The following is a 15995-nucleotide window of genomic DNA, read 5'->3' as shown; positions in this document are numbered from 1 at the left end:
TATTTTTGGTTTACTCTGAGAGGTAGGTGCAAGAATGAATATGTTGGCGAATATCAGTATTGGCAAGCGCCTGGCGTTGGGCTTCACGATTATCCTGGCGTTTGCGATGCTGATCACCGGCATCGGCGTATGGCGGCTGCAAGGCGTGGCCGCGGCCACCAGCGAAATGATGCAGAATCCGCTGGCCAAGGAGCGCATGATCTCCGATTGGTCGGGCAAGATCGACAGCGGCATCCGCCGCACCACCGCGATTGCCCGCAGCAGCGACCAGTCGCTGGGCGCCTACTTCGCCGAAGAGTCCAAGGCTTCTTCCGCCGCTTCCGGCGAACTGCAGAAAAAGATCGAAACGCTGATCGTCGACGACGATGAAAAAGACCTGTTCAACCGCATCGGCGAACAGCGCAAGGTCTACCTGTCGTCGCGCGACCAGATCAACAAGCTCAAAACCGCCGGCGAACTGGACGAGGCAACAAAGATTTTTGAAAACGTTTTCAAGCCCGGCACGGCCAAGTTCCAAGAATTGATCGCCGAACTGTTGAAAATGCAGCGCGCCAAAATCGACGCTGCCGCCGTGCATATCGAAGACATCGCCAACAGCAGCCGCCGTTTGCTGTTCATGCTGGCCGCGCTGGTGCTGGCCTTCGGCGCCACCTGCGCCTGGCTGCTGACCACCGGCATCGTCCGCCCGCTGCAAGAGGCGGTGGCGGCAGCGCGCCGCGTCGCCAGCGGCGACCTGACCGGCCATATCGACGACAGCGCCAAGGATGAAACCGGCCAGCTGTTGTCGGCGTTGAAGGAGATGAACGCCAGCCTGCTGGGCATCGTCACCGAAGTGCGTTCCGGCACCGATCACATCACCACCTCGTCGAGCGAAATCGCCCAGGGCAACCAGGATCTGTCGCGCCGCACCGAGCAACAGGCCGGCGCGCTGGAAGAAACTGCATCGTCGATGGAAGAGTTGACCTCCACCGTCAAGCACAACGCCGACAACGCGCGCCAGGCCAACCAGCTGGCGGCATCGGCCGCGCAGGTGGCGGTCAAGGGCGGCGCCGTGGTGGCGCAAGTGGTGGGCACCATGGATTCGATCAACCAGTCGTCCAGCAAGATCGTCGACATCATCGCGGTGATCGACGGGATCGCCTTCCAGACCAACATCCTGGCGCTGAATGCGGCGGTGGAAGCGGCACGCGCTGGTGAACAGGGCCGCGGTTTTGCGGTGGTGGCGTCGGAAGTGCGCAATCTGGCGCAGCGTTCCGCTTCGGCCGCCAAGGAAATCAAGGCGCTGATCGGCGATTCGGTGGACAAGGTCAACCAGGGCAGCAAACTGGTGGCCGATGCCGGCGTGACGATGGACGAAATCGTCGCCAGCGTGCACAAGGTCAGCGACATGATCTCGGAAATCACCGCCGCCAGCACCGAACAAAGCGCCGGCATCAACGAAGTGAATCAGGCCATCGGTTCGATGGACGCGGTCACGCAGCAGAACGCCGCGCTGGTGGAGCAGGCGGCGGCGGCGGCCGAATCGATGCAGCAGCAGGCCGCCGCGCTGGCGCATGCCGTCAGCGTATTCAAGGTCGATGGCACGTCGCGCCTGTCGCACGCGCGTCCGGCCCGTCCGCAGCTACAAATTACTCGCAGCGTTTGAACTTTTCACGTAGCATTGCCTTTTTGGCTATGTGCGTGGGAGTGTGATGCGATATTTGTTATGGGTGGTGTCGACGGCATTACTGGCGGTGCTGGCGCCGCTGGTCCGGGCCGAAACCGGCTTTGCCAATCTTGAACGGGGGCCGCACAGCGTCGGCTTCCGCCTCGTCCAGCAGTACGATTATTCCCGCAGCTACCGCGAAACAACCGATGCCGTGACCGGCCAGCCGTTCACCGGCGAACGCGCCCGGCCGCTGCAGACGCTGATCTGGTATCCCGCCGCATCCAGCGCCGGTAAGCGCCTTCCTTATGCCGACTATATCCGCACCGAGGCGACCGACGATAACTACGGCCGCAGTAAGTCCGAGGTGGATGCCTACGTGGCCGGACGTCTGAAGTCGGCCGGCGCCGACATCGGCGAAGCGCAGGCCAGGGCCAGGTTTGCGCAACCCATGTGGGCGGTGCGCGACGCCACGCCGTTGGCCGGAAAATATCCGGTGGTGATCTACGCGCCGGGCGGCGGCAGCCCCGCGCATGAAGCAGCGGATGTCGGCGAATACCTGGCCAGTCATGGCTATGTGACCATCGTCAGCCGCAACCTGGGTGCGCGCACCCGCCAAATGGTCTTTGATCGCGAAGGCGCTGAAGCGCAGGCGCGCGACATCGGCTTCCTGATCTCGTACGCCCACACGCTGCCGTTTGCCGACACCGCGCACATCGCCACCGCCGGCTGGAGCTGGGGCGGCATGACCGGCCTGTTTGCGGCGGCTGCCGACAACCGCATCTCCGCCGTCATCAGCCTCGATGGCACGCGCGAGCCGGAGCTGACCAAGACGCTGCCGGTGTCGCGCCTGACCGTTCCATGGCTGTACGTCTCGCGCAAGCTGGCGACCATTTCCGACCTGAACCAGCGCGGCGTCGAAACCTCATTCAGCCTGCTGAACGCCGCGCGGCACACGCAGCTGTATCAAGTGATAATGCAGCCGATGGTGCACGTCGATTTTTCGCCGGCCGCATTGCGCTTCATGCCGCCATCGCACTTTGGAGACTACACGCGCGAAGAGGTGGAGCAGGCCTACTACTGGACCGCGCGCTACATGCTGGCGTTTGTCGATGCGTATCTGAAGAACGACGCCGCCGGCCTGGCCTTCGTCCAGCGCTCGCCGACGCAAAACGGCGCGCCGCGTCACATGGCGCTGTACGAGCCGCGCACTGCAGACACCCGCCCGGTCGCCACGCAGACCGGTTTTGCGGCCGAACTGTTCAAGCGCGGATTCGATCAGGCGGTGCCCATTTATACCCAGCTGCACGATGGCGACAAGAGCTTCGTGCTGTCCGAGACGGACCTTAACGGCTGGGGCTACGAACTGCTGCGCTCCAACAAGGAGGCGGCCGGCGTCGAGATCTTCAAGCTGGGCGTGGCGCTGTATCCGAAGGACAGCAACCTGCACGACAGCCTGGCCGAGGGCTACGAGGCACTGGACAACAAGCCCGCCGCCATCGCCAGCTACCAGAAATCGCTGGAACTCGATCCGAAGAACGGTCACGCCGCCGATCGTCTGAAAATACTGAAATGAACTTGCCGCTAGCCGTGGCGGCGATATGCCAATTTCTGGCGCGTCACGCCCTGGGTGGCGAAGTCGGCGTCCGGCGGCACTGGCACGTTGAAGAAGTCCCATTCGAAGATAGGCAGGAAATTGAACTTCTTTGATCGGAAGATGCCGCGATTGCGCTTGAATTCGCTGTAACGGTCACCCTTGAATTCGCGGTGCACATCGGTGAACGGCAACACACGCTCGGCGAAGTCGTGGAAGCGCAGTTCCGGATTTTTCTGCTTGAAGTTCCGGAAAATATCGAACTGGTCGCGGCAGATTACCTGGATGGCGGTCTCCGGGAAATCGTTATGCGGCGACCACAAGACGTGCCAGCCATCGCGCACCTGGTTCAGAAACTCGACCAGTTGCGGACTCAGGATGAACGCGTCCGATTCGATATGGATGATCTTGTCGACGCCCAGTTCGTCGGCGATCTCGATCGAGTGCAGAAAACTGCGCCACCAGCCCGGATAATCCTTGATGCTTTGGCGGCCCAGGTTGTTATCGAAGCGGACAATCAGGTGCGCGTCTGTTTCGGCCGCCACCGGGTCGGTATGCGAAATCGTCTTGATGAGGCTGGCGCTCGGCAGGAAAGGCGAACCATCGTCGATCATGATCTTCTTCACCGCATTGATCGGCACGTCTCGATAATAGTCGAGCCAGCGTTGATAGCGGGTTTCCCAGGCTTCGTTGCCGCTGATGAAGCTGGTGCAAAAGAGGAGCGATTTCATTGTGCGATAAGGTCAACCAAAGAATATTATCTTACCAGATGAGTTCTGGCGTCTGATCCCGGCGGGCTATCGCTTGTTGTGACAGCTGATCCGCCGCACCGTTGCGGTGACGTGGAATCCAGCGTAGTTGGACGGCGCCCAGCGCCGCCATCAGCGAGATCACGCGCGTGCGATGTTCTTCCAGTCCCTTGGCGCCGCGTGCTGCGCCGAGATTCACGTCGTTGACCACAACCTGGCTGTCGCCGTAGACCGTCAACCCATGCGCACCATGGTCGCGCGCTGCTTCCAGCAACGCCGTCAGCGCCAGATATTCCGCTTCGCTGCTATTGCCATATCCCGCGCGGCGGCTGATTTCCACGCGTTGGCCATCCGGCCCGCAGAGCAGGGCGCCAATGCCGATCTGGCCCGGATTCGGATGTGCCGAACCGTCAAACCAGCCGCGCCACGCCGCCGCAGAAGGCTGCATGCCCGCCTTGCGCATCGCCAGCTTGTGCGCGCTGGCCGCCTGCCTGGAATGGCGGCGTTCTTCATCGCGCAAGCGCAAGGCTTCGCGCTCACCGAGAAGATGCGCCAGGCCCAGCGCGCCGGCGGCCAAGGTCAGCACCTGCAACAAGGCCTGCGCCTCGCTCAACTGCATGCGTGCCGCCAAACGGCGCGCGGCCACGCGCTCGCCTTTGAAGGCGGCCGTGGCCAGCTTGTCAAACTCCGTATCGCTCATCAATCGCGGCGACGGTTGTCTGGATGGTTATCGTAGCGGTTAGGGATGCCGTCGCCATCGCGGTCGCGGTCATAGCGGTTGGGAACACCATCATGGTCGCGGTCACCACGTCCGCGGTTATCTCCCCGATGGTCGTTGCGGCCGTCGTGATGGTCGTAGCGGTTCGGAATGCCGTCGTGATCGCGGTCGCCGTTCGGCCCGCGTTCCCAGCGTGCTTCTTCGCGGTACCAGCGGCCGTCACGCTGGGCCCAGCGCGGTTGCGAGTAGACGTAGCCCGGACGCGAAGCGATCCAGTTCCCGCCGATCCATTCGTGGCGATTGCCGCGCCAGTCCCAGTAACCTGGCGACCAGATAAAGCCTGGACGCGGCGCCGGGATCACTTCATAGCGTGGTGGTGGCGGTGCAACGGTGATGTAGTCAACGCGCGACGGGCCGCTGACGACATACCAGCCGCCGGGATCGAAGCGCCAACCGCCGCCATCGCGAATCCAGGTCGCTGGACGCCAGCTGCTGCCGACGCGTTCACGTTCCCAGTGGCCGCCCAGCCATGCATGTCGGTGGCCGTCCCAGTTCCAGTAGCCAGGCGCCCACACGTAGCCGCGGCGCGGTGCCGGCACGGCTTCATATCGTACTGGAGGTGGCGCATTGCCGATCACGACGCTCACGCCGACTTGTGCGGAAGCGATGGATGGTGCGAAGGCCGCAGCGCTCAGCGCAAGCATGGCAGTGGCAAAAATAGGCTTGATCATGATGTAGTCCTCCGTTGTTATTTGCGCTGTGACTGCGCTTGGAAAGAACTATATCAACTGCGGCAAGAGTGTGTGCCGGATGATGCAACTTTTTACATATGACACAAAGCTGTGTGCAGACTTTGTGCGATGGCGAACAGAGTAGCGCCGGAAGGGCTTCGCCTGTTACGCGGCAGCACGGCTGTGCGGACAGGCGAAGGGGTGACGCGTACTCAAATTTTGCTCGCGCTGGTGGTGGTGTTGGCGGCCACGGTGGCCGCGCGTTCCTGCAGCAGCGATTGCAGCTTTTCTTCGGCCGTCAGGCGCTTGGCGCTGACCACTACCACTTGCATGTTGGCGGCAGAGGCGGTGGCGGTGGTGTCGGCCGTTGGGTGTTCGAAGGTGTAGGCGGCCGAGCAGGCCAGGGCAGCAACGACGACGAACAGGGCTTCAAAGTTTTTCAGGACATTCATGATCTTCTCCTTGGGGTGGTTGAATTGAATTTCGATGTAGTCACTGTATGCCAAGCCCCTGCAAGCCGCACCGGGATTGCGACGGGACGCAGGTTTTGCGGCCCGAAATGCATTTTGGCGCGATGGCCGCTTTTCCTTGCCCCTCTGCTAAGTGCCAGCAGATATCGTCCACAAGCGTGAGGGGCCTATGCCGCGATTCATCCGTACCATTTTGCAAGCCTGGCAAGAGCGTCGCCGCGCGCGCCGCCGCGGCGCGAACCTGCGCGCCGGCCAGCGCGGACGGCCGTTGGTCAAGCTGGTATCGTCGCATCGTCCATCCTCGCCCCCTGCGCCGTCGGTGCCAACTACCCGCCGCGTGATCCCGACGCGCGGGGCATGGATCGTGGTAGCGGGCCTGGTGGTCATGCTGGGCGGCGGCGCGCTGATCGCCGGCCATGCGCGCCACCTGGCTACGTCCACCGCCAGTACGCCGCAATCGGCGGCCAATATCCGCGCCGCCAATGCCTATCAAGCCGTACTTCCTGGAATCGGCTTCAATGTGCCTGAGCAGCCGAGTGTCAGCGCCAGCCTGCATCCTGGCGGCGCTCTGCTGATCGTCTCCGGACTACAGGCCGCGCCACCGGTGAGAGTGGACCTGTGCAGCCAGATGCGCGGTCCGACCGATCCGCGCCTGCTGCCGTTGCGTCTGGGCTACCGCTTCGACGATGTCAAACGCTGGGTCGCGCGCAATGAGGAATCCAATGTCCAGATCTCGCTGCGCAACGTGCTGCTGGTGGCCGACCGCGCCAGCGCTACCGACGCCATGCCGGAAATTGATATCGAAGGTACCGCCCGCGCCGACTATACCGACCCGGCTAGCGAACCGCTGAAACTCAGCTGGCATGCCCGCCGGGGAGAGGCTCGCTGGATCAGCGACGCCAGCTTCGGCCAGATCGAGCAGGGCGCCAGCGGCCAGGTCGGGCTGCGCCAGCAAGGCTGGCTGCTGTGGGGCGCCAATGCCGCCTTGCGGATCGAACGCCGCGCCAACGCCATGTGCCCGCAGGCCGGCGAACTGCTGGTGCAGATGTATCGCCCAGCCGGCAGCACCAGCATGGCTTCCGGCTTCACCGCCTCCGCTTCGGCGCCCGCAACTGCCCGCGGCCCCGCGCTGGTCACCGCATTCCCGGCGCACGGCCCTGCTGTCACCGCCAACTTCCCACCCGGCCAGTATCAAGTGCCCAATGCCGGTCCTGGCGAACTGGAAGACCAATCGCTGTTCGATGCGCTACAAGCCCAGGGCCTGATCCGTCTCACCGCCAGCGGCACCATCGACATCGCTCCGCGCGACCTGCTGCAATGGCAGTCCGCCCCCTCGACCGAACGCGCTGCGGAACTGGGCAACTGGAAGCAGGTACCATCCGGCGCCGCCACCCAAAAACTCTTCAAGCGCTTGTACTACCAGGCTGACGGCGCTTACGTCCGCCAGCAAATCGACATCTACAACAGCGAACGCCGCCTACTGGCCTGGCGCATCAAGGCACCGCTCAACCTCACGCCTGAGTGGAGCGCCAGCGCCAGAGGCAATGCCGCCAACGGCAACGCCCCCGTCATGATCGCCACTACCAGCCAGATGCCGGTCGCCGCCTCGCGCCTGTTCGCCACGCTCCCGCAAGGCTGGCAACCATGGACGCGCGTGGCTCGCTGGCCGCAGGCTGGCGAGGGCAATGGCGGCAGCCCGGTAGTACACCTTGCGCTCAACCTGCGGCACGCTGCCAGCGGCGGTGAAGTCCTGCACATGCTGGTCGCCGGCCGCGTAGGGAGTGGCGTCACCGGCGCCAACGCCCAATTCGCGCCAGCTTGCAGTGGCCGTGCCTGCGCCAGCAACAACGACGTCCAGCAAATCACGCTGACGCTGCAAGCTGGCGTGCGCAGCATCCAGCTGAACGTGCAGCCACTGGACTTCAACACCCCTGAAGACCAGAAGTACCGTCATCTGCGCGTGGCCAACGGACGCCTGATCTGGCAAGCACTCGCGCAAAGCGACAACACGGTTGCACGCAGTAGCGCGCCATCGCCGGTGCAGCTGCAGGACCGCAACGGCACCATGCTGTGGAGCGATGGCGCGCCGAGCGAAGCGGCGGTGGAGGCGGGGCTGGCGCCCCTGCTTGGCGTCAGCACCGAACACGCCAACAGCATCGCCGGCATGCTGGCCCGCTTGCCCGCGCCGAAAGGTACGGTTGACGCTACGCTGACGCTGGACTTGCCGCTGCAAGCCCTCAGCCAGCGCGTGCTGGAATGCGTCGCCATGCATCGCGGACGCTGGGAGTCGGGCCGCTGCGCCGGTAGCCAGCCCGCGCCAGAAGGCCGCCACGCAGGTCTCGTCATCCTCGACACCGAAACCGGCGACATCCTCGCCGCAGCCGGCGCAGGTGCAGGCAACGTCAGTGCCGCCAACTGGGCCGAGGTGCGCGACTTCGACCGCACCAGCCCCGCGCGCAGCCCACTGCGACTGCCGGCCTTGCAGCACGACGGCGGCGCACATCAAAGCCCTGGCTCCACGTTCAAGGTGGTCAGCGCCTTAGGACTGGAACTGGCCGCGCAAAACGATCCGCAAATCGACACCCTCCTGGGCGGCATGCCGCTGCAAGCGATCAACCGCCTGGCGGCGCAACGCGGCTACGGCTTCCAGACCGACGCCGCCAGCTATCCGCTCAATCCGCGTCTTGCCCACATCACCAACTACCGTGAACAAAGCCTGGACCGCCGCGCGCAGGAAGGCCGTCTGGGACTGGCGCAGGCGCTGACCTACAGCCTGAATACCTGGTTCGCCTGGTCCGGAGAGCTGAGTGATCGCAGCCTGTTCGGCAGTCCGGACGGCGGCGCGCCTGACCTGCAGGCCCTGGATGCGGACGCGCTGGATGCGGTGCGTCCGATCGTCGCCGCCGCGCACCGGTTGGGCTTTGAGCGGGCGCAGCGTCTCGATGGCGGCCTGCTGCCGGCGGACTTCACCTGGCGCAACTGGGATGCGCTGCAATCGACGCCGGCGCATATGGATCCGATCCACACCCGCCACGAACTGCGGCAGATGTCGATAGGCTTGCGCATGCAGGTCACGCCGCTACAAATGGCGCTGGCATCGGCGGCGGTAGGACAGGGCAGGGTAGTCACGCCGCGCATGCTGCTGTCGCTGGACGGCCGCGATGGTGTAATGGCGGTCGCGCCGCCACTGGGCATCCGGCTGGACCGCATCAAGGCCGGCATGAAAGGTGTGGTGGATGTAGGCACCGGCGCCGGCGCTTTCCGTGGTGCGGCGCTGGCCAGCGTGCGTCCCGGCCTGTACGGGAAAACCGGCACTGCGCCAAGCGGCGACGATACCGCCACGGTATGGTTCACCGGTTGGCTGGAAGCGGGCAGCCTGCCCGGACAGACGCATCGCTTGGCGATGGCAGCCTTCGTCAGCCATTCCGACGCCACCGGCGGCGAACACGCAGCGCCGGTGGTGGCGGCCATCCTGTCCACGCTGGCCGCGCAGAACGGTGAACAGAAGGGGAAATAGCCTTGTAAACGGGATAATGCAAACCGCGTTTTTATGGCATTCTTGAAAAGCCTTTTGATTTACCCTATTTACAACATTACAGGAATTTATGCGCTTGCCAGGAACCCGGTATCAGGAGCACGGCTGGGAACAAGTGCGCAAGCTGTTGGGACTCTGCTCGTTGCAGGCGTTCCGGCAGATTGAGATGCACCAGGTGCTCGACCCCGGGCAGCATGCGACGCTGCTCGACGCCTATACCGATACGGTATCGGCATGCCTGCGCGCCAGCGCCCGCACCGCGCGCGGCGAGGCGGAGGGCAACAGCTACGGCGAGAGTGTGGTTGAATTGTCGCTCGGCCTGCTGTACGAACTTCAGGCGCAGCCTTCCTACTGGACGGCGTTTGCCGCCGCCATGGCCAACGAGCATGCGCGCATTGGCGCTTTCTGGCACGACGACGCCGCCGAGGGCGTGCTGCGCAAGAAGGTCAATGATATGTATGCCACCTTGCGCGACAAGGTCGATGCGGACAACTACACCGTCACCACGGGTCGCGCGTGTTCGCCGAATAAAATCTACACATATCGCATGCTGGATACGGCGTATCGCGAGATCGCCGGCCTGTTTGCGGCGTGGGAGCAGCACGCTGCGCAGATCGGCGCGATTCTTGGCCGTCCGCTGGCCGGTACGCCGATCGAGGTGCGGCAGATGAAGTCCATTGGCGGCTGCAAGGCCGAATGGATCATCCGCTGGAGCGAGACGCTGGAGCAGTTCGGCGGTTCGCCGGGACCGCTGCACACCAAATCCAAGCGCTTCGCGAGCTTGAAGAACAGTCCCGGGAAGATCGCGTCGCTGATGGCGGAAATCGGCGACTATGAGGAGCTGTCGTCCAATATGGACCGCGCAGAGGATTGGCAGGGCGAGGCCTGCGAGGCGGCGCTCTGGCTGGAAGACTACTGGCGCGTGGTCGGGGAGTCCGAGCAGGCGGAAGCCGGCGGCCAGCCGGCGCAGGAAGACCAGATTCTGGCGGCGCCGGAGCTGGAGGCCGACGCGGGCGCGCAGGTCGACGCTGATGCTGCCGACGAGCCGCGCGAAGGCGAGGCCGCGTTCAGCGCCGCCGAACTGGCCGCCGAACAAGCGCGCGCCGCCGGGCTTTCCCTGCCCCTCCGCTATCTGGAAGTAGCGCGAGCCGCGCAGGATTCCGGCAGCTGGACGGTGCGCATGCTGCGCGACGAATCGCTGCCGGTCCGGTTGGCCGTGTACCAAAAACTGCTGGGCGTAGCGGATGACACCTATCCCGACGCCTGGCTGGACCCGTCCACCGGCGAGCTGCCCACCTTGCAGCAACTGGCGGCGCTGGACCAGATTTCGATGCCGACGCTGCGCAAGCGCCGGAATGAAGCAATCGCCAGGCTGCAGGCAGCGGGGGCGCGATGAAGGAGAATGATTTGAACTCAGCACAAGATAATCTGGATGCGCAACTGCGCGAGCGCCTGCTGTTGTCACGCGCCGTGCCGGGCGACCGGCTGATGCTGGCCGACGCCACGCTGCTGGCCGCATTGAACGGCACGCGCGCGTTGACGCCGAACGAGCGTCAGGCATTGTCATCTTCGCCGCTGACGCTGCGCCGCTTCCGCCAGTTATCGCTGGAGCGCTATGCCGCTGCCGCACAAGCGCCGCAGGCCGCCAACGATCCGGTGTGGAGCGGCAGTCGCGGCATGCTGCGCGCGGCGTCAACCGCCCAGGCGCTGGACGCGCTGGTGACCGATGACGGTCATTGGACGTTGCACTTCCTGCCGCAGGGCGGTGGCTGGCAGGTGATATTGGGCTTGTCGGCCGAAGCGCCGTTCGCGGCCCGCCTGCTGAACGATCAACCGCAGTTGCGGGTGATTGACGGCGGCGGTGCGATCGTGCTGCAAGGACGACTGGATGCGGATGGCGAGTGCGAGCGCGCATGGCCGTTTGCCACCGCGCCGGCAGAACACTTTCAACTTTATGGAGCCGGCTTTGCCGTCGAACCGGTAGCGCCGTAGATGATGGGATTATTCAGCCGCCGCCGCAAGTCCTCCGCCGATACGGGTGGGTTGGGCGCCACGTTGATCGCGCTTCGGCTCGACGAAGGGGATGTCGCGCCGTCGCATAGCACGGTGGTGGTATTTAATGCGGGTGGCCATGCGCGGCGTGTGGCGGCGGGGAAGGTCTCTTGCGAGCAGGGCGAGACGGTGTTCTGTTTTCATTCTGGTCCATATACGGTGGACCTGGTGCCGTTTGCATCGGCGCCGGAGTGGGGCTTGCGGTTGCGGTTTGTGGTGGATGCGGCCAATCCGCGCGTGACGCAGCAGCGGTTTGATTTGTATTTGTATAGCGAGACGGCGGGGCGGCTGGAGTTGGCCGATTTTTCTGCGGCCGTTGAAATGGCGTTGCAGGCCGAATTGGCGCAAGGTGCGCTGGAGCTGCCGCCATGTACTACGCTGGAAGAATGGCATGCCTTCCGCGCCGGGCTGAATCAGTTGATGTACACGCGCTACGGCGTGACGGTGGACGACTGCCTGCCGGTGGATCTGGGCGATCAGATCGACTACGCCACCATCCTCCGAACCCGCGCCCAACAAGCCGCTGAAGCCGAACGCGCCCGCCTCATCGCCGCGCGAAGCGTAGAAGCCGCGCAGCCAGAGCTCGCCCCCGCCGCCGCGCCAGCCGTCAGCACGCCCGCCGCGATCGAGCCCACGCTGCACACCGCCACGCCCGCCGCCGTGCGCACCGTCACGTCGGATGCCGCCGGCCTTCCGTCTCCCGGTGCGGCTTCGACTGCGCTGGCGGCGGAGCAGGATGCGCGGGCGTTGCGTCGCTTGTTTCTCGAACTGCCGGCCGTCAGCAGCGGACTGCGTTTGCTCACTGTGCCCGAAGGCCTGCCGACCTTCCAGCTGCATCAAGCCGTGCTGCTGCGCCTCGGCATGGCCGCGCTCAACGTCAACACCATGCCTTCGCTGGCGTGGGCTGCGCCGGATCAGCCTCTTTCCATGGCCGGCCAGGCCCGCCGCGTCGCCCAGACCATGATCGCCCAATCTGCGCTGGACGAAGCCTGGGCCCTGCTAGCCCGCCTTCAACTGGCGGACCCGCAACAATGGCCACCGTTGCTGGATGAAGCAGACCGCATTTGCACCAACCTGGAAACTGGCCTGTCGCTGCGGCGCGTAGCGCATCTCGAACGCATGGAGCCATCGCTATGACTACCGTCTCCACCAGCGCCGTTCCGTCCAACGCCGAATGCCGCGCCACGCTGACAGACGGCCGCACATTGACCATCACCGCCAGCCGCCGGCCGCGCGCCAACCGCGCCGATGTCAAATGCACAGTGCCCAACGCGCCGGCCATCGCAGAACACATGCAGCAAGTTGTCCGGCTGGCGCGCCACACCGAGCCGCGGCTGGACAGCCGTGACCAGGTGGTGCTCAGCATGGACATCACGCCCTCCGCCACGGAACGCGACTGGGAACTGGCCGCCGTCCTCGCCGACCGCATGGTGCGCGGCCTGCATCCCGCGAGGCCGGGCATGATCACTACCGCACAAGGACACTCGGACGCATGGCATACCGGCCGCGTCACCGGCGCCGTCCGCACCACCGCCCCGGGCGACGGCGAAGGCACGCTGCAAATCACCCATCTGGGGGCGCTGCTTGGCCATGCCGATCCATCGGCCGCCATCTCCACCGTGCGCGCGTGGTTCCCGCTGCACAGCGGCGGCATCAACGACACCCTCGGCTGGGTCGAAGTCAGCGTCTTCCCGCTGGAGGCGCCGGCCGCCACAGAAGAAGACAGCATCGCCGTCCCTGGCCTGGACCTGACCGCGCAACAGGAAGTCAAACAGACCCTCACTGCGGCCCGCCACTTCGACGGCAAAGGCCTGAGCCGCTGGCGCAGCGTGGTGCGCTTCGGCCAGCCGCGCTTCCAGGGTGGCTCCTACCAGTTGGCGCTGGTGATGGCCGACCGCCTGGCGCGCGGCCGCGAGTTCGTCCCGCGCGGCCGCATCATCGCCAGCGGCTGTTCCAGCGCCTGGCACGCCGGCCGCGTCGACACCGTGGACGGCCGCGAATCCAAGTTGGAATTAATATTCAATCAAGTAAACAGCGGCGACCGCGTGCTGCTGCCGAAAGACTGGCAAGACCACCTGCCGCCCGGATTTGCGGCCGGCCTGCGAGAAAAAGGCGCAAGCCTGGCCTGTATCGACAAGATTGGCATGATTTAAACCGTGCGCAAGAAGCAAACCGCGTTCGCCCTGCTAAAATCTGAAGATCGCAGGCGAGCCTGGAAGATGAATCGTAGAAGGAGTCTGGCATGTTCCAAATGTTTGGTTTTGGTGGCGTGAAATGCCCGCGATGCGAGCACAAAAACGACGACCAGTCGGGCTACTGCAAGCAGTGCGGCCTGACGCTCGGCGCGCCGCGCAACGTGCCGGTGCTGCGCGATAACCGCTGGATCCCCGGCGACAATGAACTGGCCGTGTATTTCGGCGTCAGCACACTGTCCGGCATCTTCACCAAGACGCTGCGGGTGCCCGCCACCACGCGCGCCTATATCCTGCAGGCCGACAAAGCCACCGAAGTGCCGCAAGGCGAATACGAAATCGAAGGCTTCTTCACCCGCCTGAACCACCTGCTGCGCAACCAGAACGCCGAAATCCTGATCACCCGCACCTTGCCGCTGCCGGTAGAGTTTTCGTTCGCCGACCTGCATACTGCCGAACACCTGAAGATCTCGGCCCGCTTCACGGTCGCCATCCGCATCGAAAACGTCCCGGCGTTTGCCCAACATTTCATGACTGTGCCGGGCGTGGTCAGCACCCAGAACCTGCAAGAGCTGCTGGAACCGTCCGTGCGCCAGCTGGCGGCGGAATTTGTGGGCAGCCGTTCGATTCGCGAAATGGCCGGCAACGCCGACCTGCGCCTGCAACTGAACGAACGGCTGCAAGCCGCGCTCAAACTGCGGCTGGCCACTTACGGCCTGGCGGTGGAGGGCGTGGACACGGCCGCGCTGCGTCACGATAAATTCGACCATAACCGCGAACGCATCGGCACCCTGTGGCTGGTGGCGGATGAGCGCCACGTGCAGCTGGAGCACGTCAAGCAGCTGGACCAGATCTACAACGACGAAGAGTGGCAAGCCATCTGGCGCGAAGAGCAGAAAATGCATTCCGACTTCCGCCGCGCCGAGCTGCGTCAGGATGCCAGCGTCAGCAAGGCCGAACTGACGCTGAAGGAAGCCGAGCGCGTACAAGCCCTGCGCGCGCGCGAAGTGGAACTGTACAGCCGCGTGATGGACTCAAAGACCCGCAAGGTCGCCCTCGACAAAGGCGCCGGTACCGTGCTGGCGGACCTGGAGCATGAACTGGCGAAAAACAAGTCCCATCGGCAGGGTGAGCAGGCCGACTGGGATCATGTGCGCCAGCTGGCGCAGATCCGCATGCGCACCGAGCTGGAAGTATTGCAGCAGACCGCCGCCGAGCAGCGCCAGTTGGCGCAGCAGCGCCTGTCACACCAGCTGAAACAGCAGTCGATTGAAAACCAGATCGCGCAAGCCTTGCTGATCGAGGATGAATCGCACAAGCGCAGCGAACTGGCGGCGCTGCGCCAGCGCGAAAAAGACGAAAAGGCGCATGAGCTGCAAATCGAGGCGGAAGCGCATGCCGCCCGCATCCAGGGCATGACGCTGGCCCACGCCGCCCGCCGCCGCGAGGCCGAGCGGGTGCAGGAGTGGGAAGACCAGCTGGCATTGGCGCGCCAGCGCGACCTGCTGCGCGGCGACGCCGTCAAGGATGCATCCAATGCGGTGGCGGTGGCGGAGATCAATCAGAAGATCGAAGACCTCAAGCGCTCCGGGGCGCAGGCCGATTCGATCGCCCAGTACGAAAAGCTGCTGCGCACCATCGAGGCGGACGGCGTGCACGCGCGCCAGAATCAGGCCAACGCCAGACAGGCCATGCTGGACGAGCTGGCGGTGGAAGAGCAGCGCCAGATCATCAAGCAACGCGATCACGAAGCCGCATGGCAGCGCGAGTTGAAGAAGTTTGAGCAGGAGCGCACAGCGGCGCTGACGGTCCAGCAATCGGAGCAGGACCACGAAATCCGCCGCATGGAGACCATGGGCCGCCTGAGCGACATGGCGCTGGCCGCCGTGGCCGCGCCGTCCAATGCGGAGGCGGTGGCGCAGATCATGAAGCTGCAAATCCAGGGCGGCATGACGGCGGAGCAGATCCAGGCGCTGTCGCATGTGGTGGCGGCCGAACAAGGCGTTTCGCCGGTGGAAGCGGCACGGATGGCGTATGAACGTGTCCTGGAAGAACGCGCGCACCGCGATACGGAATTGGACAAGGACCGCAGCCACCAGGTCGACCTGCTGAATATCCAGAACGCCGCCAGCGCCAGTGCGCTTAGCACGCAAAGCCAGTTGGGCGTCGGCGTGGCGCAGGCAGCGGCGCCGGTTGCAGCAGTGGTGCACCGCTGCGTCAACGGCCATGTGGTGCCGCCGGGCCGTGAACGGGACAAATTTTGCGCCGAATGCGGCGCGCCTATCGTTTAGCAGGGAACGGGTATAGTT

At 64.6% G+C, this 15995-nt stretch carries 12 protein-coding genes; 8 read left to right on the top strand and 4 right to left on the bottom strand.

Annotation, left to right across the window (positions count from 1 at the left end; all coding sequences use genetic code 11):
* Positions 1–34: 34 nt before the first annotated feature.
* Both GTP55_RS24410 and GTP55_RS24405 read left to right on the top strand, forming a co-directional pair.
* Positions 35–1645 (top strand): methyl-accepting chemotaxis protein, encoded by a 1611-nt coding sequence (locus tag GTP55_RS24410; protein ID WP_161047399.1) that lies wholly within the window; start codon positions 35–37, stop codon positions 1643–1645.
* Positions 1646–1691: 46 nt separating this feature from the next.
* A complete protein-coding gene (locus tag GTP55_RS24405) occupies positions 1692–3221 on the top strand; it encodes a dienelactone hydrolase family protein (protein ID WP_161047398.1) in 1530 nt (509 codons plus the stop codon).
* An 8-nt stretch (positions 3222–3229) separates the two neighbouring features.
* Here the strand turns inward: GTP55_RS24405 and GTP55_RS24400 are convergent, their stop codons facing one another.
* From GTP55_RS24400 to GTP55_RS24385, 4 genes are all read right to left on the bottom strand, one after another.
* Positions 3230–3970 carry a hypothetical protein gene (locus tag GTP55_RS24400; protein WP_161047397.1) on the bottom strand — a complete coding sequence of 247 codons (741 nt, stop codon included), beginning with the start codon at positions 3968–3970 and terminating at the stop codon, positions 3230–3232.
* 31 nt (positions 3971–4001) lie between these two features.
* Positions 4002–4688, bottom strand: coding sequence for a ribonuclease HI family protein (locus GTP55_RS24395; protein WP_161047396.1), 687 nt, complete (start codon positions 4686–4688; stop codon positions 4002–4004).
* Positions 4688–5437: a YXWGXW repeat-containing protein gene (locus tag GTP55_RS24390; RefSeq protein ID WP_161047395.1), complete on the bottom strand. Its 750-nt coding sequence runs from the start codon at positions 5435–5437 to the stop codon at positions 4688–4690. Before GTP55_RS24390 ends, GTP55_RS24395 begins: the two co-directional genes overlap by 1 nt.
* Before the next feature lie 212 nt (positions 5438–5649).
* Positions 5650–5889, bottom strand: coding sequence for a hypothetical protein (locus GTP55_RS24385; RefSeq protein WP_161047394.1), 240 nt, complete (start codon positions 5887–5889; stop codon positions 5650–5652).
* Positions 5890–6076: 187 nt separating this feature from the next.
* Between GTP55_RS24385 and GTP55_RS24380 the strand changes: the two genes are divergently transcribed.
* The 6 genes from GTP55_RS24380 (at position 6077) to GTP55_RS24355 (ending at position 15977) form a co-directional block, all read left to right on the top strand.
* On the top strand, positions 6077–9424 hold the full coding sequence (locus GTP55_RS24380) for a penicillin-binding transpeptidase domain-containing protein (RefSeq protein WP_161047393.1): 3348 nt from the start codon (positions 6077–6079) through the stop codon (positions 9422–9424).
* Between the two features lie 88 nt (positions 9425–9512).
* On the top strand, positions 9513–10838 hold the full coding sequence (locus GTP55_RS24375; protein WP_161047392.1) for a hypothetical protein: 1326 nt from the start codon (positions 9513–9515) through the stop codon (positions 10836–10838).
* An 11-nt stretch (positions 10839–10849) separates the two neighbouring features.
* Positions 10850–11434, top strand: coding sequence for a hypothetical protein (locus tag GTP55_RS24370; protein ID WP_308494750.1), 585 nt, complete (start codon positions 10850–10852; stop codon positions 11432–11434).
* Positions 11435–12631 carry a hypothetical protein gene (locus GTP55_RS24365; protein ID WP_229258146.1) on the top strand — a complete coding sequence of 399 codons (1197 nt, stop codon included), beginning with the start codon at positions 11435–11437 and terminating at the stop codon, positions 12629–12631.
* Positions 12628–13647 carry a hypothetical protein gene (locus tag GTP55_RS24360; protein ID WP_161047390.1) on the top strand — a complete coding sequence of 340 codons (1020 nt, stop codon included), beginning with the start codon at positions 12628–12630 and terminating at the stop codon, positions 13645–13647. The genes GTP55_RS24365 and GTP55_RS24360 overlap by 4 nt, the downstream gene beginning before the upstream one ends.
* Positions 13648–13736: 89 nt before the next feature.
* Complete coding sequence (locus GTP55_RS24355) at positions 13737–15977, top strand: SPFH domain-containing protein (protein WP_161047389.1); 2241 nt, start codon at positions 13737–13739, stop codon at positions 15975–15977.
* The last annotated feature ends 18 nt before the right edge of the window (positions 15978–15995 follow it).

Source organism: Duganella margarita, assembly GCF_009857535.1.
Lineage (GTDB): Bacteria > Pseudomonadota > Gammaproteobacteria > Burkholderiales > Burkholderiaceae_D > Rugamonas > Rugamonas margarita.
The sequence above is the reverse complement of the archived record's forward strand: the minus strand, read 5'-3'. Positions and strand labels throughout refer to the sequence as shown.

What these genes read in the sequence shown, in the direction of transcription:
- GTP55_RS24405 (WP_161047398.1), top strand. Translation starts at nt 1,692, where the DNA reads ATGCGATATTTGTTATGGGTGGTGTCGACGGCATTACTGGCGGTGCTG.
- GTP55_RS24360 (WP_161047390.1), top strand. Translation starts at nt 12,628, where the DNA reads ATGACTACCGTCTCCACCAGCGCCGTTCCGTCCAACGCCGAATGCCGC.
- GTP55_RS24355 (WP_161047389.1), top strand. Translation starts at nt 13,737, where the DNA reads ATGTTCCAAATGTTTGGTTTTGGTGGCGTGAAATGCCCGCGATGCGAG.
- GTP55_RS24385 (WP_161047394.1), bottom strand. Translation starts at nt 5,889, where the DNA reads ATGAATGTCCTGAAAAACTTTGAAGCCCTGTTCGTCGTCGTTGCTGCC.
- GTP55_RS24380 (WP_161047393.1), top strand. Translation starts at nt 6,077, where the DNA reads ATGCCGCGATTCATCCGTACCATTTTGCAAGCCTGGCAAGAGCGTCGC.
- GTP55_RS24400 (WP_161047397.1), bottom strand. Translation starts at nt 3,970, where the DNA reads ATGAAATCGCTCCTCTTTTGCACCAGCTTCATCAGCGGCAACGAAGCC.
- GTP55_RS24365 (WP_229258146.1), top strand. Translation starts at nt 11,435, where the DNA reads ATGATGGGATTATTCAGCCGCCGCCGCAAGTCCTCCGCCGATACGGGT.
- GTP55_RS24375 (WP_161047392.1), top strand. Translation starts at nt 9,513, where the DNA reads ATGCGCTTGCCAGGAACCCGGTATCAGGAGCACGGCTGGGAACAAGTG.
- GTP55_RS24390 (WP_161047395.1), bottom strand. Translation starts at nt 5,437, where the DNA reads ATGATCAAGCCTATTTTTGCCACTGCCATGCTTGCGCTGAGCGCTGCG.
- GTP55_RS24395 (WP_161047396.1), bottom strand. Translation starts at nt 4,688, where the DNA reads ATGAGCGATACGGAGTTTGACAAGCTGGCCACGGCCGCCTTCAAAGGC.
- GTP55_RS24410 (WP_161047399.1), top strand. Translation starts at nt 35, where the DNA reads ATGAATATGTTGGCGAATATCAGTATTGGCAAGCGCCTGGCGTTGGGC.